The organism is Pseudomonas sp. MPR-R2A5 (assembly GCF_058793055.1).
In genome coordinates, this window is sequence record NZ_JBXAFK010000002.1 from 22,039 (window position 1) to 42,443 (window position 20,405).

Sequence of the window (20,405 nt, forward strand, 5' to 3'; positions counted from 1 at the left end):
TGGATAGGTGTAGGCTTTCATTGTCGAGTTTGGTGGTTAATTTTCTTGTCTAGCTCGGCCCTCGACCCTGTAGGGAGGTGGATATGGTCAAGCCTAACAACGGTCGAGGTAAAAGTGCTAGACGTGCTCAGACTCTTTCACCATATTCTCTTAAATGGTACCAGGCGAAGATTACTTCTTGGGGCTTTTCGTGGTCATTTCGAATGGCTACCCGACGCGAAGTATCGTCTGGGGAGGACGTTATCCAAGAGTTCGCTGTCCTCACTTTCAAAGGTACTGTGGTTTATCCAGAGGAATTTAAGTATCCGGAGATAGAGATTCAATTGGTGGAAGGGCTTGCCTTCATCCCCAAAGAGTCTGTTACTCCAAGTATTGGCTCGATGAGCGCAAATGGTCGATTGCTCTCGGTCTACGTCTCAGTTCCTGTGGAACGGATAAAGACATTGGTGTCCGTTGCACCTCACGTGCTTGTCGTTGATTTTCATGCATCGCCTTTACACTATCGTCGAGCGTTAGTCGTGTCGATACAATTAGATACTGAGGTGGAGTAATGTTTGGGCGCTGATCAAGGCGTATGTATCGAGTGGGCAAGGCAGGTCATGGTGTCAGGCGATCCCGTGCCAAAGATGCTAATCCGGCAACGTTGCATTGCACCGAAACTCAGTTCTCTCCATCCAACAACTTAGCCGCCCTGAACCTCTCTTCGAGCACCAGCACCACACCGGGGTAATACCTGGGACCGGAAATGAAGCCTTCATGACCGAGGTGTGGAAAGATGTAGGCATAACTGGTTTCTTGGCCTCCGGGGCGTACAAATCCCCGCTGCCCCTCTAGCCAGGTATGCGGCGTTTTTGTTTGTGTGTGATTTGTTGGGCTGCGCCGGGGAAAAGATCGCGATCTCTACATTCGTTCCGCCGCTTTGTGCGAGAACCACCCCAGAGCCCGTTTCTCAGGAATGTAGGTGCAGGTAACAGGCATTCGAAAAACTAGCCGCCGGTCGAAAAACAGTACTTTATCTAGGGTGTGGGCTGAAGTGTGGCTGGCAGATTTTTCCAAACCCAAGAAACGACAACGCCCTGAATAATAAGGGCTTTATCGTGTAAAGATGGCGGAGGCGATGGCGTCGATGGGCGCGTATGACTTGTCAGTCGTCTCTGGATATTTGTCTGAAGTAAAACCCACGATTTGCTTATCTCAAGAACAAGACTTCGCCGGCTGTTTTCAGAACTAGGGCGGAAAAAGGAATGTCGACGAAAATCCTGAGGTCCTGCACCCGTCCAGCTCAGCAGTGAGTCACATGTGGGCCTGGCTTTCGTTGCTCGATTCCGACTCCCGCGATGCTGGCAGTTTGCCTAGTCCGCTGGCATGCTCTCGACGATTCGTCAGCAGACATTGTTGAGCCAAGGAGAGCAGGTGTGGGTTTAGCGAACAAGGCCAAGGCAGTTCAACTGAGTGTTCTGAGCAAATATGGTGTCCTGGCGGATTTTTCCGGCTTGGATGAGGGGGGCTTGACCGTGCCCTGAAGGGGCGTTTGTCTGCAAGCGCGTCGATGGACCTGACCTTTGCTAACTGGTGTGATCAGTTGCTGGGGCTGGGACGGCGAGTGCCGGTTGCGCGTTTTGACCATCAGGTCGCGGGGCAAATCCGGCTGGACAAGCTCGCGGTGGGGCAGGGCCTCGCCGTAAGCCTCAAGGCGCACAACAGGCAGCTTCAAGCCAGGCTCAAGGCGTCCGAGCAAGAAGTCACGCGGTTGCAAGACGAGCTGCAAGCACTTCGGCAAACCAGGAATCATGCGGCATTGATGGAACCGGAGTCCGTAGCCGCGCAGAGGTTGAAGTCTTGGTATCACGATACAACCGATCCTCTGCATAACATCCTGTGGGAAATCAAGGAAATTGACGGTCGCATCTTCGACCATCAAGGCCACATTAACCGGGATTACCGTCAACAACTGGTCGAGATCATTCTGCGGGCACTGAATGGTTTGGCCCGTTTCGGTTTATATGTCGAGGCCGAGTTGCGTGACGCTTCACCCAGAGAGCCTGTTTTGCCATCGGTGATGTTGCATCACAACCCACCAGATCAGGGTGACGAGCATCTACTTGAACACTTCGACTTTGTCGTCAAGGGTGTGCAACCGGATGTGCTGAGGGCGGCCAGCGAACTCCATTTTCTTGGCCAGGCTCTACCTGAAATGGACAAACAGCACCGCTTCGATTGCCACGTCAAGGTCTCCTATCGCCACGGGCTCGAGTTGGACAAGGACGAACTGTTCCATCTGTCTTGCTTCCTGCAAAAGTTGTTTGAGGCCCTGGCAAGGTCAAATGATGGTCGGCCGAGGGGAGCATTGCGAGAAACGGTGATTCTCTGCCTGCTGCTTTCCTGGACCGCACCCTGCATGCCCATGCGATTACAACGAGCGCAGGTGCTGAGCCTGCAAGAAACGTTCTACAGAGGGCACAAGCCGTTCACGACCGAAACCTCGAATCCCGACAGGGACGTATCCGCTGGAAAAATTCTCGAGCACCTGTTCCATACGTTGCATGCGCTTGTTATGCGGTGAAAAGGACAGTGAGCCTGAAGGGCCGCTAGCCGATATGCAGGATCAAGTAGGCCAGCGCTCCGAGGCTCAACAGGCCTACTGGGACGACGGTGTAGAGCAAGGCCTTGGCATGTCCTGCGGTTCGCTGCAGATTGACTTGCAGGTCGTCGACCCGGGCGTCCTGCGTCAGTAAATGCTGGTGAATGGCTGCTAGCGTTTGCAAAGTGGATTCGTGCTGCGTACTGGCGTGGACTGCTTGCGTGCAGAGAGTGACTTGCACGCGCTGGTCCTGCTGGGCAATGGCCTGCTCCACAGAGGTGCGGCCCTTGCTGGCCAACACGGCGATCAGTGCTTCCAGGCGCTTCGTATGCTCCTTGCCGAGTTGTTGCAGTTGCTCGAGCAACTGATCGTTGCCCTCGCGATGGACTGACTGGTTTGCTTCGCTCAGTGCCTTCAGTTGTGTTTGCGTGTCGAGCTGAAACGTCTGGTGATGGTCGTTCAGTTGCCCTTTGAGCGTTTGGCTGTGGGTGTTAAGAGCTTGCAGGGTCTGTTGGCCGAGCGTTTCGGCTTGAGTGCTCAACGTCTCGAGCAGATGCACCGCCCGGGTGACTGCCAGCGCCTCGGTGCTTTGCTGAGTATCTGCCAGTCCGGACATCTGCTCGAACAGCCGCTCATTGCTTTCGTGATGGGCTAGCCGGTTGGCGTCGTTCAGGGCGTGCAGTTGCGCTTGGGTATGGGCCTGGAACGCATGCTGGTGTTCACTTAAAAGGCCATCGAGCGCTTCGGTTTGGCTCGATAGCGCTTTAAGAGTTTGCTGACTGAACGCTTCCGTTTGGGCGCTCAGTGTCGTTGCCAGGTCGTTAGTTCGGGTGTGTGCCTGATGTTCGGCATCGTGTTGGCCGTCCAGCAATGCTTGAAATTGTTCGTCGAGGGCAAGGCTGTTGGCGGGGTAGTGGCGATCGAGCGTTCGCTTGATCTTGCTTATCTGCGCCATCAGACCGTCATGGCGGTCCTTGATCTCTTTGTCGAGCGGATACAGCGCACTGTCCAGCAGGGCAGTGAGTTCGTCTTTCAGTGGCGCGATCACGATATCGTTGAGCAACTGTGCCATGTCTTGCCTGGCGGCTCGCATTTCGTCTTGAACTGTGTTGTCAGTCACGTCGAGGGTTTTCCGGCGTAGAGTTTTTCCGCTTCGTTGATCAGCAAATGGGTATTCAGCACGGCCAGGAATTTATCCATAGCGGTTGAGCCCTTGGCGATACCTGTCTTGACGGTTTGGAGGGCTTGTACGAAGGCGTCATTGACCCGTCGCTCAAAGTGTTCGGCGATTTGCAGCGAGCTGGTCATCCTGGCCAGATTTGCATCCAGTTCTGACTGTAGTTTCGCAAGGGTGTCCTGGTGGCCGTGTAGTTGTTGCAGCTTTTCTGCCACGTTTCGCTTCTGTGTTTTGAGCGCGCGCACGGTCTTCTCGATTTTCTCGGCTTGCGCGCGGAAGCCGTCAATGAAGCTTTGATGGGCAAGTGATGCATGGCGTTGCTGACTTTTACGAAAAGCCATATCCAGCACTATCCTGTCGTTTTCGAAGTTCGACGACCAGAAGTAGCTGTCTCTGCTGTAGTCATCCAGGACATAGGCGATGGCGTGGAAGTCTTTGTCATCGAAGGTGATGCGAGGCAACCGGTCAACACATTCGCTTAAAGGCGCCTTCAGATGATCTGCAGCCACGCGCTCAAATAGTTCATTGAAGATGTCTGTCCAACCCTGGCACCGTTGTTTCAGACGCTCTTTTTCCTCTTCAAGTGCCTCTTGCAGCGCTGACACGGTTTCGGAGTCTACCTTGACCGGCGAGCCTTCGAATAATGATTCAAACAGCGTTTTGCACTCCGTGTGCACTAATTTGGACAGAACGGCACCCAGCTGCTTTTGAGTCGTGTGCTGCTCGTCGAGGCTTGTTTGGTGATCCTCAAGCATCTCTAACCAGGGACTATCGGACAGCGTCGGGTAGTGCTTGCCCAGTTGTTTTTCCAACACCACCAGTTCTTCATCTAGCTCTGCCTTGCGCTCTTCGTAGCGCGCTCGGAACACCGAAATTTGACCCTGTACGACGCTATCCAGTTGAAAGGCCGCGAACAACCGCGAGAACGGTCCGGACGCATCTTTGATGTCGGTAATCAGTTGCTGTCTGAATTCACTGACCACCGGTGCAATGTGCGCATAGTACTCAGGGTCGGTGTTTGCCAGATCACGAGCGGAATCGCCCAGTTCAAGCACATACAGATTGTCGGCAAAGCGTGAAGGGATTTTTAGTTCGAGAGTTTCGATCTCGCTGATCATTGCTAGACGTACTTCGTGTACGTCGAGCGGAGTATCGAGGAAGCGCTTGCGCACGCTACTGAGGGAGAAACAAGAAGTCACTACCACGCGAAAACGTACTGGCTGGCTTGCCCAGTGGGCCAGTTCCTCGATCCGCAGGTTTTCCGGTCGAAGGAAGCCCAGGCTGCTGGCCTGGGTCACTAGTAGCACCAGGTCCGCCACGGTGACATAACGACGAGCGAGCTGTTCTACCAGTTGCTGTTCGTTTCGATTGCGTGCGTCCAACCCGGGCAAGTCGATCAGCTTGACGTCCACGTCGAGCGCATTGCCAGACTCGACCGGGAACAGCCGGTCGGGGATGAGGATATCGGTCAGGTCTGTATTCTGCCGGCTGCCTTGCTCGACTGTGCGGCGAATATCGGCCAGTGCCTGAGTAGCCTGGGCCTCGTCCATTGGCTGGTCACCCCCGATGTACCAGTTGTCATCGGGCGCACGACCGTAGCGCAGCGGCATGGCCGTGGCAGACTTGCCCACGGCTTGGCCGCCGCGTAGTACGCGCGCCACTTCATCGCGAGTGTTCGACGCTAGCCCCAGCAGGTCGAGAATGAGGGTGGTTTTGCCGACTTGCGTCGCGCCGTAGACTACCACCGTCACTTGGTCGGTGCGCCTGACCTGATCGCTAACCTCCGGCGCCAGTTCGTGAACAAACCGGTCGAAGGCTTGCAATGCCCAATCGTGACGCTGTCGATGTCGCTCAAGCCAGGTAGCGGGAATGGGCACGGTCGATCTCGGTTTCCAGATTGCGCCGAGACACGTCCAGTGCCCGCAGTGACCGGGCCAGCGCATCGCGTTCGGCGAACTGGTCAATATCAACGCCGTAGGCCAGGCTCAGATTGCGCTGGATACGCGTCTCTATCATGTCCATCAGTTCGTCATAGTGCTCAAGACTGGTTTCGATCAAGTGGTCCTTGAAGTGCTCGATGCTGGCACCGATGAAGTTCCGTTTGGCCACGTCATAGTGATGCACTGAACTTGCCGCTTTGTAGCCAATGAACCCAAGGCCCATCAGACCGGTGGCGGCCACCGATAGGGTTGCCCCAAGGCCAGTGGCTGCGCCCCCGGCGAGTATAGGAATCACATCGAAGCTTCCGTCGATGGCCAGGTCCACTGCAGTGATTGCGAGCAGGGCGCGAATGGCTTGCTGAGCACCCTGAGTAAACTTCGGCAGCGTTTCGCCAATATCTTTGGCGAGCTGCACGGGGTCGTAGTTCACCAACTGTGAAGTGTCTATGACGTTGCGCCGGCACAGCGCGATGCCCTGGCTCATACGCAGGTATTCCATCGTCAGCGCAGGCAGGTGTTGCAGGGCAGTATTGAACTGCTGGGTTCGAGTCGTGCTGGTATCGAGGTGATTTTCGCTGGAGGTCTCGTTGAGCAGCAGGCAAACGTGCTTCTGAAGTAACTGCGGGTCGACCCTATTGCTCAAAGGGGAGATGGCTCCACCATCAGCTTTTTCGTAACCGAGGTACTGCCCGGGCTGATCTTCATTACGCAGGCTTAACAGGGCCTGGGCGTCGAGATGCTCTTTGGGGGCATGGCCAAGGGCGAGTAGGTCGTTGGCAACGTGGGTCAATGCAAGGTAGGTGGCATCAACGGGGGTCTGGCCGGCCTGGTTTTCCCAGTGCAGATTGATGCGATCTATGAAGCGTTGCTCGGTTTCGCTGGCATTGAGCAGGAAGAAGTCTTTGGCGGTCCGTAGTTTGTTACCCCAGCCTTCTTCCTCGTCGCCGTAGGCTTTTTTGGCGCTAGCCGTGGCTTGGCGTGCGTATTGGTCAACGTAATGGTGCAAGGACTTCTGATATTTTTTGCGGTAGCTGATGACTGACTGGCGGAACTTGTTAAGGATGGAGTCAATCAGTGCGTCCTGGGCGCTGGCGCGTGCACCGGCGTCTTCGACCAAAGATTCGAGCAAGGTCACAGCGGCTTCCAACTCCAACTCCACGATGGAGCGTAGATCCGTCAGGCGCTGGTGGTGAACGCTTTCCGGCACCTGGGCGTATTTGGCCAACGCTTCGATCAGTTGTGGAACCCAGCGCGCGCGGTACTCTTCGCCACGCCCGACGCACAGGATACGATCCAGTTCCTCGGCAGGTACGTCGCAGGCTTCCGCGGCAGAAAGGCGCAGCGTGTCACGCTCATCGTCGCTTTTGCCTTCGGTACGGCCGATGGTAATAATCGGTTGGCGGCCCTGAAGGGCGTTTTCCAACATGTCGACCAGTACTTCGTTCGTTGCGTTAGTCGCCAGGGCATTGGCGTTGGTGACCATGATGCTGCCCATGGCATGCTTGAGCGTGTCGCGCATCTCCTCCTGCCACAGGCTGTTGGTACGGCTCAGCCGTTCGTATCCAGGCAGCAGCAAAAAGCCGAAGCCATCACTGAAGTGACGGCGGGGCACATACAAACGCAGCAGCAGGAAACGTTCACCGGTAGAGAAACTGCGCAGTTCCTTGGCCAGGGTCTCCTGGTTGATTTCGTGTTCCTCGCCGTATTCATCCACGCCACGGGCGTAGGATGCTTCACAGTCTCGCTCGAGGATAAACAGTGGGCGACATTCGCCACGGCCCGGGTTGTCCTGCAGCCAATCATCCAGACCGTAGAGTTCACGTAGCAAGTGGGTTTTGCCGGCGCCTTGGGTGCCGCCTACGCAAATGAAATAAGTCGCGTGCATTTCGCGAATGACTAGCAACTTGCGTAACACCGCGCGAATTTTTTCGCGCTCGGCGTTGGTGCGGTCGAATTGCACGGCGATGTTGAGGATTTGCCGCAGTGCTTCGTTGACCGGGTCGATAAGGGTGGCGTACATGCCGGAACTCCTTGTTAAACGGTACTTGGCGAGTGTGGCCAAGCCCTGGCGAAGCCTTGAGGTGAAACTGGCTACGCCGCAGAAAAATGGTTCGCCAGCATATCGACCGCCCAACGGAAATGTTTAGCGGTCGTTTTCACGACAACGATTGCGTACTGGTTAGCGGTTCGCCAAAACAAACGCGCTACCGCTCAAAAAAGTGCTTTCCGAATCAATCCATTCACCGCCTTCATCACGCTTCATGACTTTTTCGTTTGTGGGCAAACCCTGGGCGTTGTATTGGTAGTTGTAGGTCATGTCGTACATTTTCTTGCCGTTTTTCGTGCGTTTGAGCATGACTTTTTACTGGTCGGGCGCGCCTTGCAGTTCGGTGTAGCTTTCCATCTCACCCTGGCGATCAATGAATGAAGTGACATTGGCTGTCTTGGGCTCGTAGAAAGTCGTGATGCGACTGCCGTCCGGCCAGATGGCGCCGGCTAGACTGCCGGCAGTGTTGTAGTTGAAGCCGTAGGTGCAGTTCCAGGCGTTTTTGTGCGAGGTTTGCCAGCCTTTTTCGTTGTAGTAGAAATCGCCGTCATAGCCTTCTACAGTGGTGAATTCCACCACGCGGCCGGCATCGCCGTAGCGGAAGGTGACCACGGCTTTGTCGCCCTGGCGCAGGGCGAGCAGGCGTCCTTGATCGTCGCGTTGTATGTCGACGTTTTCGAACTTTTGCATCGCCCCCCTTATCGTTGAACAGCACCACGGGGGGGGGGCGTCGCGCTCGGCGTCCTCTCAGCGCCAACCGCCCGATTGCCATTGCAGGACCTGCGCTGATTTCTTGGGGTAACCTTCAGCCTCATCCTCTTTGATCAGTGCATCAAAAAGGATTGCGCAGCGTTCGATCAAAGTCGATGAGATCATCACATTCAAGACACGCTTGTCTCTGTAATCGAGGTAGCTCTCCTTGACCGGGGTGGCGAACAAATGTGGTTCGGCAGTTTTGTTTGTTTAGAGGGTGGATCGACTCGTTGTTGCAAAAAAGCCAAATTGAGCTATCAATGCCTAGGGAGAAATCTGACGAGTGGGTAGCACCAATAAATGGCGGAGGCTTTTCGCTATCATTTGGATCAAGTAGTATCTGCGTTCCTATGGATGGAATATTTAAGAAATGAGTAAGTCCGAAGCTAAGAAGTACAAAGACCTAAATCTTAACTTTGATAGTATCGCTCCATGTATTGAGCGGCATGGTGGAACTAATCCTGTTCTCGAAAAAAAGAACGATAAAGAACAGCATCTTCGGTTTCATGTTAAAGATAACGTTTTTCTTATGAAGATCTTTCCCGTATCGGGAGGAGTTTTTTCCTTGGGGAAGGCTGCGGGTCATTGTCCGGATACATTTGAGCACTTCGCGAATAAAATCATCGAGGAGTGTGTTACGCCTACCCCGGCAAGTTTGAATGTGTCTTTGCCACGCTTTCCATCAGAACATGTTGTGCCTATTCTAGACTATCTGGTGGAGGCAGGGGCCCAAGTTAGTGAGGTTGACGGTGGCACCCTGTGTAAGATGTACAGGGTTGTAGGTTCTCTGGGTGATAGCTTAGTCATTAAGCATTATAACTCGGGTACGCTTCAGTTTCAGGGGAAGTATAGGCAGCTCGCAGCGATTGTTAGTGACTATCTTGGCTCGGTTCTTTCGCTTGATGATGTTATTAAGGCACAGTCAAAAATTTACGTTGTAGAATTAACTGTTCAACAAGTTAAAGATGGGCTTTTAGCGGTTCTTCCCGCTGCGCACGGTTTCATATCGGATGCAGTAAGAATTCAACTTAGCTCTGCTTTCGCGCTCGCGAAAATCGAACTGCCTGTAGAAGACTACTCATGTGTAGCTCTTCCTGCATTGCGCGGTTTAGAAGGGTTCGTCAAGGATCTGTTGATCCGAGGGAACCTCCACCCGGCTAAGCAGTCTACCTTTGGTGACTATTTTCGGGATGGTAAGTTGGGAAAGGATCAATCAACTCACGTGACTGCAAATGGTGGCGTAGCGCTCGCTGAGGTGATAGACGAATGCTATGCTTACTATAGCGCGGAGCGTCATCGAACCGCTCATATGGACGCACCAAGCACTACCAGTAGAATTCTGGATTTTTCGACAGCAAAAGCTATAGTTAGCAAGGTTTTTGAATTAATCGAGGCGGCTTCTAAGAGACTCATGAAATGAAATCTGACTATTTGGTAAGTACTGAGCTTCCTAATAGCTTGGGAGTATCAGCTTTTATTTTGGCGGCCAATTACCATAGCCCTTTTGAGTGTCTTGAAGAAATTTCTCAAGAGCTGGATAGGCAATCGGTTAAGGGGGCTGTTGTTTTTGATCTTCTACTGGCGAATGGCACTAAAATTAATAGATATTTTTTGGCGCAATTCGACGGAAAGAAATTTGCTATAGACAGTATTCAAGAAGCCAGTATGGAATACATGAGCTTCAGTAAGGTGTCAGCTGAGATGCTAAAGCGTAGTGCGAAGCTTATAGATGATGTATTACTGACACCTGCTATGAAGTTTGCGGTGCGTCGCGGTATACCGTTCTAGTTATATTAACTCAAGGTCGACGAATGCGGCCCGCTTCAAATTGATGAACTGTTGTATCCTTCGATTCTGTCTGCCATGACACAAGCCCGTTGTCCCGCAGCAGGTGGTACGTACATACCGAACCGTCTGATGCTTCCGCCGTTCACCGCGGCGTTTGTGCTGTCGGCTGATGCGAAGGGCAGATTCTGGAGTGTCGCAGGTTCGAGCATCCTGAGTCCGTGGAGGTGGCATGCTGACCTGCCTTGGTCATCGCAAATTGGATCCATCACCGAACCCATGCGCTTCCAGCAGACGGCCGTTCCCCGGTGTGCCCATTGGCCCGTGCTGCCGATGGCCAGGCGCTGCAGCCTATCCAGTGACTCATGCAGGTGCCGGACCGTCACGCCGCGTAACTTTTTGGGGCAGGCTTCCAGAAGCGGGTCGTTGGCCGACTCGTCGCCGTCAATGACATCCGGGATCAGCGGCCAGTCTAAACCGGGATGCCGGTGCCATTGCTCAATCCATGCGGTGTAGCCATCAACATCCAGCTTGCCGCCTTTCTTCCAAACCGAAAACGCACCGTTGTCGAACACGAACGACTGGCAGACATCGGCAACGATGCCCATATCGTCCTGACGCGGAAACGGCATCAGGGTATGCCGACCGGCAAGGAACCGGGCGCCGTCCTGGCGGGTGCCAGCGACCGGCATGTCGTGGTATGCAATCATCCGCTAAGCCTCACTGTTCGATCTCGACGCCCTGGTGCGTGGCGAGGATGGTTTGATCGCCGCCCAGGGATTCAGCCAGTCGATCAGCGATCTGCTCGTGTCATCCCTTCTTGATCAGCGCGGTAACTGCCCGGATGTGCTCGACATGGATCATCGACAAGTACCTCAACTCAAGCCGATATAATGGTTTCGCCGTCGGACGGGCAGACGACTACGAACGTGTGTCGGTACGTATTCATGCGGGATCCTCGCCGGCTGGCGTGATTCGTTGATATGGGGTATTGCGGGTAACCGGCATGGAGTCGGATCAGCCGACGTCGAAGAGACTCAACTTGTGGGTGCCGACGCCAAATTGACCTGGTTGCCGAGATTCACTGACCCAGCCTGACTCCTTGCACCGTTGCCTGTTCGAGATTAGTACCGATTTTGAGGTGGGTTAGTCTTACATCGGCACGTGGGTCAATTCGGCATCGGGGTCAACAGGCCGGGACCTATCTGAGGAAAGCGCTCGGCGATGTCCACGAAACTATGAGGACTCAGCACTAAAGAGGCCTACTTATGAAGACAGTAGAAATCCTGTCGCGGTATACGCTGGAAAAGACATCATCGACTCGGTTGGCGGATGCTCGTAGGTTGAGGATCGTACGGCACTAAGCCGATCACCCAGCATTTTCCAGGCGCATTTCTTCTCTTCGGCATAGTCGTGATGGAGGTAGTGGCGCCTAACCCGGGAGCCAGCCAGTACATGGTTTTGGCAGCGATCAATGACATCCAGGCTGACACCTAAGGCTTGCATCATGGTTGCGCCCGTACGGCGTAGGTCATGCGGCGTCCAGTCACCGTTTTGGCCGTCGGCCAGGACCAGCGTGTTGTCATGACGCCGTCGTGACAGGGCCTTGCGGTTTTTGACCCGAGCCTGGCGATCGCCGACCTGTTTACTCACCGCTTTCACGTCCACATGCCCATCATCCTGCTTGTTCGGAAAGCACCACTGGGAATGTCGCGTCAGGGTCTTGAGTTCCTGAAAGAAATGCAGGGCAAAGGGGGAGAGGAAGACATGATGGTCTTGTTTCTTGCCCCGGGAGCCTTTGACGTTTTCGCTCGGGATAAACCAGGTTTGCTGATCCAGATTGACATTCCTCCATTCGGCCTGCAGCAACTCGCCGATCCGGCACAAGGTGCCCAGGCTGATCCAGAGCGCGAGTTGGGGCTCCTTTTTCAACGGCCGAATGCCCTCGTATTTTTGGCCTGCGGGGAGGGTGCTGTAGTCGATAGTCATTTGCTGGAAGCGCTTGTGCAATTCCAACAACTCACCAGGCGAGAGAATACGGCTTCTTTCCTCTTCGTAGTCAGACGGGATCAGCTTATTAATCTCAATAAGGTTGGTCGGGTTGCCATCAACCAGCAGAGCCCGCCAGGGTTGGCGCTTTTTTGCCCATGCAAACATCTGAGTGATATCGGCAAACAAACCAATGGCCTGTCGATTGGCGCCGCGACCGACGACGGTTCGCGCCACGCTCCGTAAGTCGTGTTCATACGGAAGACAATGTCTTGTTTTTCAGTGTGGGGTACAGGTCCTTGGTGAAGCGTCGGCGCATTTCAGCGTTACCATCTTTCCTCGCTACGCCATTCAGAAGCCATTTTTCTGCCATATCTCCTAAGGTCAGTCCCTTTGCCTTTAGCGTTTCGGCGGCGACAAGTTGAGCGTTGACCTCTGCTCGGATTCGCGCTTTTTCGGCTCGTTTATGATCGTTGGGGGTCACTCCGGTCGCTACAAGGTCGCGGGCGATGTTCCGTATTTTGCGTATTTCCGGTAGTGATGTGCCTGGCCATGTCCCGCACGAAATATCGGTGAATCTCCCTTCCCATCGGAACTGGTAATAGAACGCGACGGTAATACATTTTTTCTTGAGTTGAACCTTGCCAGAGAGACCACCGTCTTCCCTGAGCACTCGACCTGCATCGTTCGCGTCTAATGACTCCAGTTCTTTGGCGGGGAGTTTGGTCATGACTTTTCCCTCCAAAAAAACACCCCCACATTTACCCCCACAGAAACGTCAGCTACCGATGGATTTCGTTGGACGGTGCTGGGCGTGGTGGAGTACTGGAGCCCTCGTAGATACTAGCTCGGTGGATTCTTTTTGGGTATTTAGCGATCCGCTGAAATTCGCCAATAGCTAGCATGGGGTGCTAGGGGTCGAGTGTTCGAATCACTCCGTCCCGACCATTATTCCTGAGTAAAATCAGACAATTGAGCCGATCTAACAGATCGGCTTTTTTGTGCCTGGGCAAAATCAGCGCAAAACTACCCGGTGATTTCACTGATATTCAGGTCCGGGATTGCTTCTGCCCAGATGATTTCATCGTGGTCCCGCTGGTAGTTTTTGGTCATGCCCTCGCTCGCATGACCAGTGATCTTTTGCTCATCCTTTCCGGCTTTCTCTTACAGGTGCACCGACAGAGCTCGCACTTCGTGGAAGCCTGGCATCTCCTCTTCCTTCCAGCCCGCGTAGCCGCTCGCCGCCTCGCTGACCGCCTTGAGCGCTCGCGTCAAATATGAGCCGGCCTAATGAATTTGGACATATCAATAGGGCGCTCTGATGGCGTCCAAACCTGAGGTGTGAAGTTGCTGTTATCGACTCAGCCCGGGCATCTCTTGCGCACGACGCAACGCGACGTTGCGTCCCGGCCATATTCTCTCGAGGTGCACTGCCGCCTATGTTGTTGGCCTGGCAAACATGAATGCGAGTGACCTTCGTTGGAAGGTCACCGCTGTCGAACCTCAGGAGTCTATGGCATGGACCTTTCTACACGTGATACAGCAGCGACGATACAAAAAGCATCAATGACAAAGGGGCTGGTGCTTCTATTTGCTTTTTGTTGCGGTGCCATCGTGGCCAACATCTATTACGCACAACCGATTATTAGCTTGATCGCCCCGGATATCGGCATGTCGAGTGGGAGCGCGAGTTTCATCGTTTCGCTGACCCAGATTGGTTATGCGCTCGGATTGTTTTTCCTGGTGCCCTTGGCGGACCTGGTAGAAAACCGTCGGCTGATGATCGCGACGATCGTGATTACGATCTTCAGCCTGGTCGCCGCCGGTTTATCCAAGCAGCCGAGTGTATTTCTAGTGGTGTCGGCACTCATCGGTTTCAGCTCAGTCTCCGTGCAGATGCTTATTCCGTTGGCGGCACATCTGGCATCGGAAGAGTCTCGCGGTCGGGTGGTTGGCGGGATTATGGGGGGCTTGCTGCTAGGGATTCTGCTGGCGCGGCCGCTGTCGAGCCTGGTTGCCGATCATTTGGGCTGGCGGGTGGTGTTTGTCGGGGCCGCCGCCTTGATGCTCGTTATCGCCATCGTGATTGGCATGACCCTGCCTAAATGGCAACCGACCCATCGTGCCTCGTACGGCCAATTGCTGATGTCCCTGGGCCAACTGTTTTGCCGCGAGCCCGTGCTGCGTCAGCGCGCGCTCTATCAAGGGCTGATGTTTGCGGCGTTCAGTTTGTTCTGGACCGCTGTGCCATTGATATTGAGTCGTGAGTTCGGCCTCACGCAAAGTCAGATTGCGATTTTCTCTCTGGTTGGCGCCATCGGTGCCATTGCCGCACCTATCAGTGGCCGTCTTGCCGATGCAGGCCATACTCGACGAGCGTCGCAGGTGGCCATGGTGCTGGGTGTATTGAGTTTCCTTCCGGCCTTCATCAATCCCTTTTACGGTGTGATTGGGTTGGCCGTCACCGGGATAGCACTGGATTTTGCAGTGCAAATGAACATGGTGCTTGGCCAGCGAGCTGTCTATGCATTGGGCACTGCCAACAGAGGCCGTCTGAATGCGTTGTACATGATCAGTATCTTTATTGGGGGTGCAATCGGTTCTTCGGTAGCCAGTTTGCTTTATGAACATGCCGGCTGGCTGGCAATTGCTGCGGTGGGAAGCGCATTGTCGCTGGTAGCTCTAGTCGTCTTCTCGGTGGTTTCTCGTCGGACCCGAACTGGCACAATGCTCAATATGAACAACGGTTGAGTCAAGGAGTGTCATGGACAAGCTGCTCGCATTGAAGATGTTCGTCCAGGCTGTGGATTCGAAGGGCTTTTCTTCTGCCGCTCGACAGTTAGGCCTGGCGACGTCTTCTGTGACTCGGATGATCGATGGGCTTGAGGCGGAACTGGGCGCTGTCTTGCTTAATCGATCCACGCGTCAAATCTCATTGTCAGATGCCGGGGCCGCCTACTACTTGAAAGCGCGGGAAGTGCTCAATGCTGTCGCCGAGGCGGATGCCTCGGTCAGTGACCGCGGGGAACTCCCTGCGGGCCATCTTCGTATTTCCGTGCCCGTAGCGCTGGGGCGTCGTCTGATTGCACCTCATATTGCCTCGCTGTTGAAGCGATACCCTCAACTTGTGTTGGACATGACGCTCTCCGATGACATCGTTGAATTACTGGGGGAGCGCGTCGATCTGGCGATTCGATTGGGATCGGCAGCCGCCATGGATGGTGTCGTCAGTCGTCCCGTCGGTCATTTCAAGCGCCGGGTGGTGGCCAGTGCCGAGTACCTGAATGCACATGGCTTTCCTGAACATCCCATGGACCTCATGCAGCACGAGTGCCTGCGTTTCAGTTACGGCCCAAAGCAACAGGTGTGGACTTTCCTGAAGGAAGGTGAGGAGACTCGAGTACCGATTGAGGGCCGCTTCAAAAGCAACAATGCCGAGGTTTTGCGTGAGGTTGCGTTGGCGGGCGGTGGAGTGGCTCTGTTACCTGACTGGCTCGTCAACGACGATATTGGCAGCGGTGATTTGACTTCATTGTTCGAGTCCTTTGTTATCAATCCGAACGATGCTAGTTCGGCCATTTCCGCACTGTATCTTCCCAATCATCGTGGCTCCAAGCGCGTCAATGCGTTTATCGATTTCATCAGCGAATTGCTAGGGCCTGAAGGCTCGTTTTCGAACGATGCTGTCAGGAGATAGCATTGAAATGCTCAAGCACCTGCAAAACTCTATCGATATTTCCCCAGCAAAGAGGAACTGATAGACCGCGTGTACGACGAGGTATATCAGTGGGATTCCTCGTGTTCGCGTTAACGGGTTGCTGCATGAGCGCCAGGCGCTCATGAGCGTGCGCCTGGCTACCGATTCAGACGTTTCGCCGGCATCGGCTGGCTGACTTGTGGCCGAAGGGCATAAAGTCGACACCGCCCGGATCGGTCATGACCCCAGCGCCTCCTGCCAGCCACGTCGCGCCAGCGGCAGATCGAGCAAGCGCTTGCCGGTGGCATCGTTGATGGCATTGCCCAGTGCTGCGGCCATGGGGCCCTGGACGATTTCCGCCGCACCAAGAAATGGCTGATCCGGCTGATCAATCAGGTGGACCTCGACCTGTTGCGGCAAATCCGGAAAACGCATGATCGGATAGCCGCTCCAGTCGAAACTGTGCATGCCGCTGGCGTCATAGAGGATTCGCTCATAGAGCGTCCAACTGGCGGACTGCACGATGCCACCCTGGATCTGATTGAGCAGCCCGTCGGGGCTGACAATTTGCCCCACGTCGACGGCGGCGACAACGCGATCAATCGTCACCTGTCCAGTCTGGCGCTGCACATGCAACTGCACGGCGATTGCGCAGTAACCCATGATGTTTTTGTAGCGGGCAAAGGCAAAGCCGACTCCGCTGCCGGGGCCCGTTGCTTTTTGCGGCCAGCGGAACTCAGCGGCCACGCGCTCCACCACTGCCCGTGCTCGCGGATCGCTCAAGTGATTCAGGCGAAATTGTACCGGGTCGACGGTGGCCCTGGCCGCCAGTTCATCGACGGTGCTCTCGATGGCGAAGATGTTGATATGGGCACCGAGCGAACGCATGGCCGAGGTCCTGAATGGCATGGTCAGTACAAAATTCAGATCGACCTTCAGGTTGGGTATCTCATACAACGGAACGGCATTGCGGTCGCCGTCGCCTTCGGGCTGAGCGATCGGCACCGAAGGCGCCGGGGTGAAGGGATTGGCCAACAGCCACGCCGGCAACAGGCGCCCGGCGTTGACGATACGTTCGTTGTGCGGCGTACTCCAGAGTTCGTATGTCCAGTCGCGAAGCCGCCCGCTGTCGTCCAGTCCTGCTTCCACTTCGGCAAGCATGGCCGAGCTGTAGGGCTCCCAGAGATTTTCCTGTTCGCGCATCCATTGCACCCGTATCGGCTTGCCGGGAATGGCCATGGCGATCAGCGCGGCGTCGGCGGCGGCGTCATCGGCGCCGTTGTGGCCATAGCAACCGGAGCCTTCAGCGTGGATGCACCGCACCTGAGCCACCGGCAGGCCGACCATCTCGGCGATACCTGCGCGCAATGGATAGACACCTTGAGAGTGGGTCCACACGGTCAGTGTGCCGTCCTTGAACCAGGCCACTGCGCAGGAGGGGCCGATGGAGCCGTGCATCAGGTATTGCTTGGTCACCCGGGCCTTGTAGGCGTGTGGTGTCGGTTGCGGGAGGTCACCCTTGGCACTCACCGGGTAGCGTCGCGCCGGCAATTCGGTGAGGAGTTGATGGATGTGTGTCGAGTCGGGCAGCGGGTTACCTGCTGTCCAGCGGGCCGTGGCATAGCCCTCGCGCATTGCTTTGACCGCCAGCCATTCATCGGTGGCGACCACGGCAAGGTAGCTGCCGTTGCGGATCAGTTTCACCTCACCGGGCAGTTTCCCGAGGGCGGCCTCGTCAATCTCCAGAAGCTGACTGCCGCGCCGGGGTGGCCGTATCACGCGGGCATGCAGCATATCGGGCAGGCGCATATCCTGCACGTAGGCTGCACCGCCGCTGACTTTGGCCGGGATGTCCAGTCGAGGCAGTGATTGGCCGATCAGGGTGAAACGGCTGGCTGGCTTGAAGGGCGAGTTGGCCGATGCAAAACGATGCAGTTGGACCCCTGCCACGGCTTGTGCGTAGGTCATGCTGCGGCCTTGCGCATCGTAGATCACCGCGTCCCGCGTGGTCAGGCTGTCGACGTTGAGATGCCATTGCCGTGCCGCGGACTCGAGCAACAATTGACGCACCTGGGCCGCGGCGTTGAACAGCGCGGTGCCGCTGTCGACGATCGTATGGCTGCCGGCGGTATACCCTTCATTGGGGGTCAGTGCGGTGTCGGCGGTGAGAAAACGGATGAGCGTGGGCGGCACTTCCAGCCGCTCGGCGGCGATCTGCAGGAGCGCAGTTTTGACGCCAGTGCCCAGTTCCACTTTGCCGGTGTAGACGGTGATGCCATCTTTCGCATCAATGCGGATCCAGGCGTCCAGGTGAGGAGTGGCGCGCAGGCTGCCCGGCAGGTCGGGGGCGAGGATCTCTGTCCCCAAGGTGTCTACTTCAGTGTCGGCGAAGGCGCGAGGAATGGCCGGGAGCAGTGCGAACCCCATCACCAATGCGCCATTTATCATGAATGCGCGGCGGCTCAGATCGACTTTTTGCGTTGAGGTTTTCATACCTTGCCCCCTTGCGCGATGACCGACTTGATAGCGGCGAGGATTCGCACATGGGTGCCGCAGCGGCACAAGTTGGGTGCCATGTGGCGACGGATCGTTTCATCGTCCGGATGGGGGTTGGCTTCCAATAGCGCCTGTGCGCGGACGATCATTCCCGCGATGCAATAGCCGCACTGGGCCGCCTGTTCCTCGATAAAGGCTTTCTGCAAGGCGCCCGGTTGGTCAGCGCTGCCGAGGCTCTCGACCGTGCGCACCGATTTGCCCGCCAGCGCGCCGCAGGGCGTCAGGCAGGAAAACACCGGTTTGTCGTTCACTAGCACCGTGCAGGCGCCACATTGACCCAGACCGCAGCCGTATTTGGCGCCGTTGAGCCCCACTTGATTGCGCAAGGCATACAGCAAGGGCATGTCGTCCGCGATGTCCAGTTCGTGAGTCTTGCCGTTGATATCGAGTGTGATCACGGTTGCTGCTCCTGAGCCCGAATGCTTTTGATGGTCTTGTCGAGATCCGTCCAGGGACGGTTCGCGCAACTTTGGTTGCGCAAGTACTCGGCAAGTGCGGCCACATGGGTGTCGTCCAGGCTAGGGGCGAAGGCAGGCATGTAGTGGCTGGAAGCGGCGCTGGACATGGGGATGCCCTGCAGGATGGTCTGGATCAAATTGCGTGGCGAGTCCGCCATCACCGCCGAGGTGTTCGCCAGCGCCGGCCGCGATTCAATGACGCGCATCGGCGCCGCGCCGCCGTGGCAACTCGCGCAGGCGCCGTCGAACAATGAGGCGCCCATAAGTGCTCTGGCGCTGGGCTTGACCCCAGAAGTGCAGGGCGGCGATGGGGCATCCGATGAGGTTTTCTTGAGGTCGAGAATGTACTGCGCGATGGCATGGGCATCTTCCGTCGGCAATTGCGCGATGCTCAGACTGACCGGCAACATCGGGCCCGCTGCTGCGCCGTGTCCTTCGGCGACCTCGCCCGTCAGATAGGCGACCAACTGGGCTTCGTTCCAGGGGTGTTGCGCCTCGGTCATTCCGCGCAGGGCAGGGGCTGTCCAGCCGTCGACGACACCACCGTTGAACCGTTCGCTGCTTTTTTCCCCGCCAATCAGATTCAGGGGCGAATGGCAGGATGAACAATGTCCCGCTCCCTCGACCAGGTAGCGTCCGCGGTTCCATTGTGCTGACTGGTTGGGAAGTGGCTCCAGCGGATCTCCATGCAGGAACAACAAGTTCCAGAAGGACACCAGCGGACGGAAGTTCATGGGGAAGACCATGTGGTTCTGCGGCGCGGTGTATGTGATCGGGTCCACGCTCATCAGGTAGGCATAGGCGTCGGCGATATCGGCGTCGCTCATCTTTCGATAATGCACGTAGGGGAACGCCGGATAGAGGAAATGGCCGTCACGCGCGATGCCTTCACGCATGGCCCGTTCAAAGGCGTCCAGCGACCACTTTCCGATACCGGACTCCGGGTCCGGGGTAATGTTGGTGGTGAAGAGGGTTCCGAAAGGCGTTACCAGCGGCAAACCGCCGGCCATGTAGGCGCCTCCTGGCCGTGTGTGACAGACCGCACAGTCTCCGGCTTCGACGACGCGGCGGCCTCTGTCCAGGGTTTCGCGATCGGCCTTCAGGGGCTGGCTGACCGTGGCAATTTCCGGCCTCCACATCATCCAGAACGCAAACCCTAACCCCACGACGCCGATCGCCAGAACGACACCGATGATCGTTTTGCGCTTCATCGCCTTACCTCTCGAGCTGAATTAACGACAGATTTTTCAATCCGCCGCGTGCGATGGGCGTACGGCGATTTTCCATGACGTGAGCTTAGAGAGGGCGCTTGTGATGGAGTACCCCATCAAGGCGCAACGCTACATTGCGCCAGGCGCAACGGTGACCGAATCAACAACCGTTAACTCGCGCAGCGTGCGCCCCTGTCCAAAGACAGGCGCT

16 protein-coding genes, 1 tRNA gene and 2 pseudogenes are annotated in these 20,405 nt (G+C 56.0%); 7 read left to right on the forward strand and 12 right to left on the reverse strand.

Going from position 1 to position 20,405, the window contains the following annotated elements:
• The first annotated feature begins 83 nt into the window (after positions 1 to 83).
• Both AC1Q6I_RS01530 and AC1Q6I_RS01535 read left to right on the forward strand, forming a co-directional pair.
• Positions 84 to 551 carry a hypothetical protein gene (locus AC1Q6I_RS01530; protein ID WP_146015736.1) on the forward strand — a complete coding sequence of 156 codons (468 nt, stop codon included), beginning with the start codon at positions 84 to 86 and terminating at the stop codon, positions 549 to 551.
• A gap of 998 nt (positions 552 to 1,549) precedes the next feature.
• Positions 1,550 to 2,563, forward strand: a complete 1,014-nt coding sequence (locus AC1Q6I_RS01535; protein ID WP_173903804.1) for a hypothetical protein — start codon at positions 1,550 to 1,552, stop codon at positions 2,561 to 2,563.
• A gap of 25 nt (positions 2,564 to 2,588) precedes the next feature.
• Here the strand turns inward: AC1Q6I_RS01535 and AC1Q6I_RS01540 are convergent, their stop codons facing one another.
• From AC1Q6I_RS01540 to AC1Q6I_RS01565, 6 genes are all read right to left on the reverse strand, one after another.
• On the reverse strand, positions 2,589 to 3,653 hold the full coding sequence (locus tag AC1Q6I_RS01540) for a hypothetical protein (RefSeq protein WP_102623981.1): 1,065 nt from the start codon (positions 3,651 to 3,653) through the stop codon (positions 2,589 to 2,591).
• A gap of 44 nt (positions 3,654 to 3,697) precedes the next feature.
• Positions 3,698 to 5,635 (reverse strand): dynamin family protein, encoded by a 1,938-nt coding sequence (locus tag AC1Q6I_RS01545; protein ID WP_158244424.1) that lies wholly within the window; start codon positions 5,633 to 5,635, stop codon positions 3,698 to 3,700.
• The gene (locus tag AC1Q6I_RS01550; protein ID WP_102623983.1) at positions 5,610 to 7,718 is read right to left on the reverse strand and encodes a hypothetical protein; all 2,109 of its coding nucleotides are present in this window, start codon (positions 7,716 to 7,718) and stop codon (positions 5,610 to 5,612) included. Before AC1Q6I_RS01550 ends, AC1Q6I_RS01545 begins: the two co-directional genes overlap by 26 nt.
• Positions 7,719 to 7,877: 159 nt before the next feature.
• The gene (locus tag AC1Q6I_RS01555) at positions 7,878 to 8,054 is read right to left on the reverse strand and encodes a hypothetical protein (protein WP_158244425.1); all 177 of its coding nucleotides are present in this window, start codon (positions 8,052 to 8,054) and stop codon (positions 7,878 to 7,880) included.
• A 6-nt stretch (positions 8,055 to 8,060) separates the two neighbouring features.
• Complete coding sequence (locus tag AC1Q6I_RS01560) at positions 8,061 to 8,435, reverse strand: hypothetical protein (RefSeq protein WP_102623984.1); 375 nt, start codon at positions 8,433 to 8,435, stop codon at positions 8,061 to 8,063.
• Positions 8,436 to 8,492: 57 nt separating this feature from the next.
• Positions 8,493 to 8,684, reverse strand: coding sequence for a hypothetical protein (locus tag AC1Q6I_RS01565; protein ID WP_102623985.1), 192 nt, complete (start codon positions 8,682 to 8,684; stop codon positions 8,493 to 8,495).
• A 184-nt stretch (positions 8,685 to 8,868) separates the two neighbouring features.
• Between AC1Q6I_RS01565 and AC1Q6I_RS01570 the strand changes: the two genes are divergently transcribed.
• Both AC1Q6I_RS01570 and AC1Q6I_RS01575 read left to right on the forward strand, forming a co-directional pair.
• The gene (locus AC1Q6I_RS01570; RefSeq protein ID WP_102623986.1) at positions 8,869 to 9,918 is read left to right on the forward strand and encodes a type II toxin-antitoxin system RnlA family toxin; all 1,050 of its coding nucleotides are present in this window, start codon (positions 8,869 to 8,871) and stop codon (positions 9,916 to 9,918) included.
• Entirely contained in the window at positions 9,915 to 10,286 is a 372-nt protein-coding gene (locus AC1Q6I_RS01575; protein ID WP_102623987.1) for a type II toxin-antitoxin system RnlB family antitoxin, read from the forward strand. The genes AC1Q6I_RS01570 and AC1Q6I_RS01575 overlap by 4 nt, the downstream gene beginning before the upstream one ends.
• A 35-nt stretch (positions 10,287 to 10,321) precedes the next feature.
• Here the strand turns inward: AC1Q6I_RS01575 and AC1Q6I_RS01580 are convergent, their stop codons facing one another.
• Positions 10,322 to 10,993, reverse strand: coding sequence for a hypothetical protein (locus tag AC1Q6I_RS01580; protein ID WP_102623988.1), 672 nt, complete (start codon positions 10,991 to 10,993; stop codon positions 10,322 to 10,324).
• 556 nt (positions 10,994 to 11,549) lie between these two features.
• Positions 11,550 to 13,002 (reverse strand): annotated as a pseudogene (locus tag AC1Q6I_RS01585) (tyrosine-type recombinase/integrase).
• A gap of 78 nt (positions 13,003 to 13,080) precedes the next feature.
• On the opposite strand from AC1Q6I_RS01585, the gene AC1Q6I_RS01590 reads away from it, so the two are divergent.
• Positions 13,081 to 13,220, forward strand: a tRNA-Ser gene (locus tag AC1Q6I_RS01590).
• Between the two features lie 78 nt (positions 13,221 to 13,298).
• Here the strand turns inward: AC1Q6I_RS01590 and AC1Q6I_RS01595 are convergent.
• Positions 13,299 to 13,550, reverse strand: a pseudogene (locus AC1Q6I_RS01595) (integrase); the annotation flags it as partial.
• A gap of 240 nt (positions 13,551 to 13,790) precedes the next feature.
• Here AC1Q6I_RS01595 and AC1Q6I_RS01600 point away from each other — a divergent pair.
• Together AC1Q6I_RS01600 and AC1Q6I_RS01605 are read left to right on the forward strand one after the other, a co-directional pair.
• Positions 13,791 to 15,023, forward strand: a complete 1,233-nt coding sequence (locus AC1Q6I_RS01600; protein ID WP_102623989.1) for an MFS transporter — start codon at positions 13,791 to 13,793, stop codon at positions 15,021 to 15,023.
• A 13-nt stretch (positions 15,024 to 15,036) separates the two neighbouring features.
• Positions 15,037 to 15,969 (forward strand): LysR family transcriptional regulator, encoded by a 933-nt coding sequence (locus AC1Q6I_RS01605; protein ID WP_102623990.1) that lies wholly within the window; start codon positions 15,037 to 15,039, stop codon positions 15,967 to 15,969.
• Between the two features lie 237 nt (positions 15,970 to 16,206).
• Here AC1Q6I_RS01605 and AC1Q6I_RS01610 read toward each other — a convergent pair whose 3' ends face one another.
• From AC1Q6I_RS01610 to AC1Q6I_RS01620, 3 genes are read right to left on the reverse strand one after another with little or no spacing between them, the layout of a single operon-like run.
• The gene (locus tag AC1Q6I_RS01610; protein ID WP_102623991.1) at positions 16,207 to 18,462 is read right to left on the reverse strand and encodes a xanthine dehydrogenase family protein molybdopterin-binding subunit; all 2,256 of its coding nucleotides are present in this window, start codon (positions 18,460 to 18,462) and stop codon (positions 16,207 to 16,209) included.
• Complete coding sequence (locus tag AC1Q6I_RS01615; protein ID WP_024076457.1) at positions 18,459 to 18,923, reverse strand: (2Fe-2S)-binding protein; 465 nt, start codon at positions 18,921 to 18,923, stop codon at positions 18,459 to 18,461. The genes AC1Q6I_RS01610 and AC1Q6I_RS01615 overlap by 4 nt, the downstream gene beginning before the upstream one ends.
• On the reverse strand, positions 18,920 to 20,194 hold the full coding sequence (locus tag AC1Q6I_RS01620; protein WP_102623992.1) for a c-type cytochrome: 1,275 nt from the start codon (positions 20,192 to 20,194) through the stop codon (positions 18,920 to 18,922). Before AC1Q6I_RS01620 ends, AC1Q6I_RS01615 begins: the two co-directional genes overlap by 4 nt.
• Between the last annotated feature and the right edge of the window lie 211 nt (positions 20,195 to 20,405).

Coding starts and splice junctions, on each gene's coding strand:
- AC1Q6I_RS01530 (WP_146015736.1), top strand. CDS start 84: ATGGTCAAGCCTAACAACGGTCGAGGTAAAAGTGCTAGACGTGCTCAG.
- AC1Q6I_RS01535 (WP_173903804.1), top strand. CDS start 1,550: ATGGACCTGACCTTTGCTAACTGGTGTGATCAGTTGCTGGGGCTGGGA.
- AC1Q6I_RS01540 (WP_102623981.1), bottom strand. CDS start 3,653: ATGGCACAGTTGCTCAACGATATCGTGATCGCGCCACTGAAAGACGAA.
- AC1Q6I_RS01550 (WP_102623983.1), bottom strand. CDS start 7,718: ATGTACGCCACCCTTATCGACCCGGTCAACGAAGCACTGCGGCAAATC.
- AC1Q6I_RS01555 (WP_158244425.1), bottom strand. CDS start 8,054: ATGCTCAAACGCACGAAAAACGGCAAGAAAATGTACGACATGACCTAC.
- AC1Q6I_RS01560 (WP_102623984.1), bottom strand. CDS start 8,435: ATGCAAAAGTTCGAAAACGTCGACATACAACGCGACGATCAAGGACGC.
- AC1Q6I_RS01570 (WP_102623986.1), top strand. CDS start 8,869: ATGAGTAAGTCCGAAGCTAAGAAGTACAAAGACCTAAATCTTAACTTT.
- AC1Q6I_RS01575 (WP_102623987.1), top strand. CDS start 9,915: ATGAAATCTGACTATTTGGTAAGTACTGAGCTTCCTAATAGCTTGGGA.
- AC1Q6I_RS01580 (WP_102623988.1), bottom strand. CDS start 10,993: ATGATTGCATACCACGACATGCCGGTCGCTGGCACCCGCCAGGACGGC.
- AC1Q6I_RS01600 (WP_102623989.1), top strand. CDS start 13,791: ATGGACCTTTCTACACGTGATACAGCAGCGACGATACAAAAAGCATCA.
- AC1Q6I_RS01605 (WP_102623990.1), top strand. CDS start 15,037: ATGGACAAGCTGCTCGCATTGAAGATGTTCGTCCAGGCTGTGGATTCG.
- AC1Q6I_RS01610 (WP_102623991.1), bottom strand. CDS start 18,462: ATGAAAACCTCAACGCAAAAAGTCGATCTGAGCCGCCGCGCATTCATG.
- AC1Q6I_RS01620 (WP_102623992.1), bottom strand. CDS start 20,194: ATGAAGCGCAAAACGATCATCGGTGTCGTTCTGGCGATCGGCGTCGTG.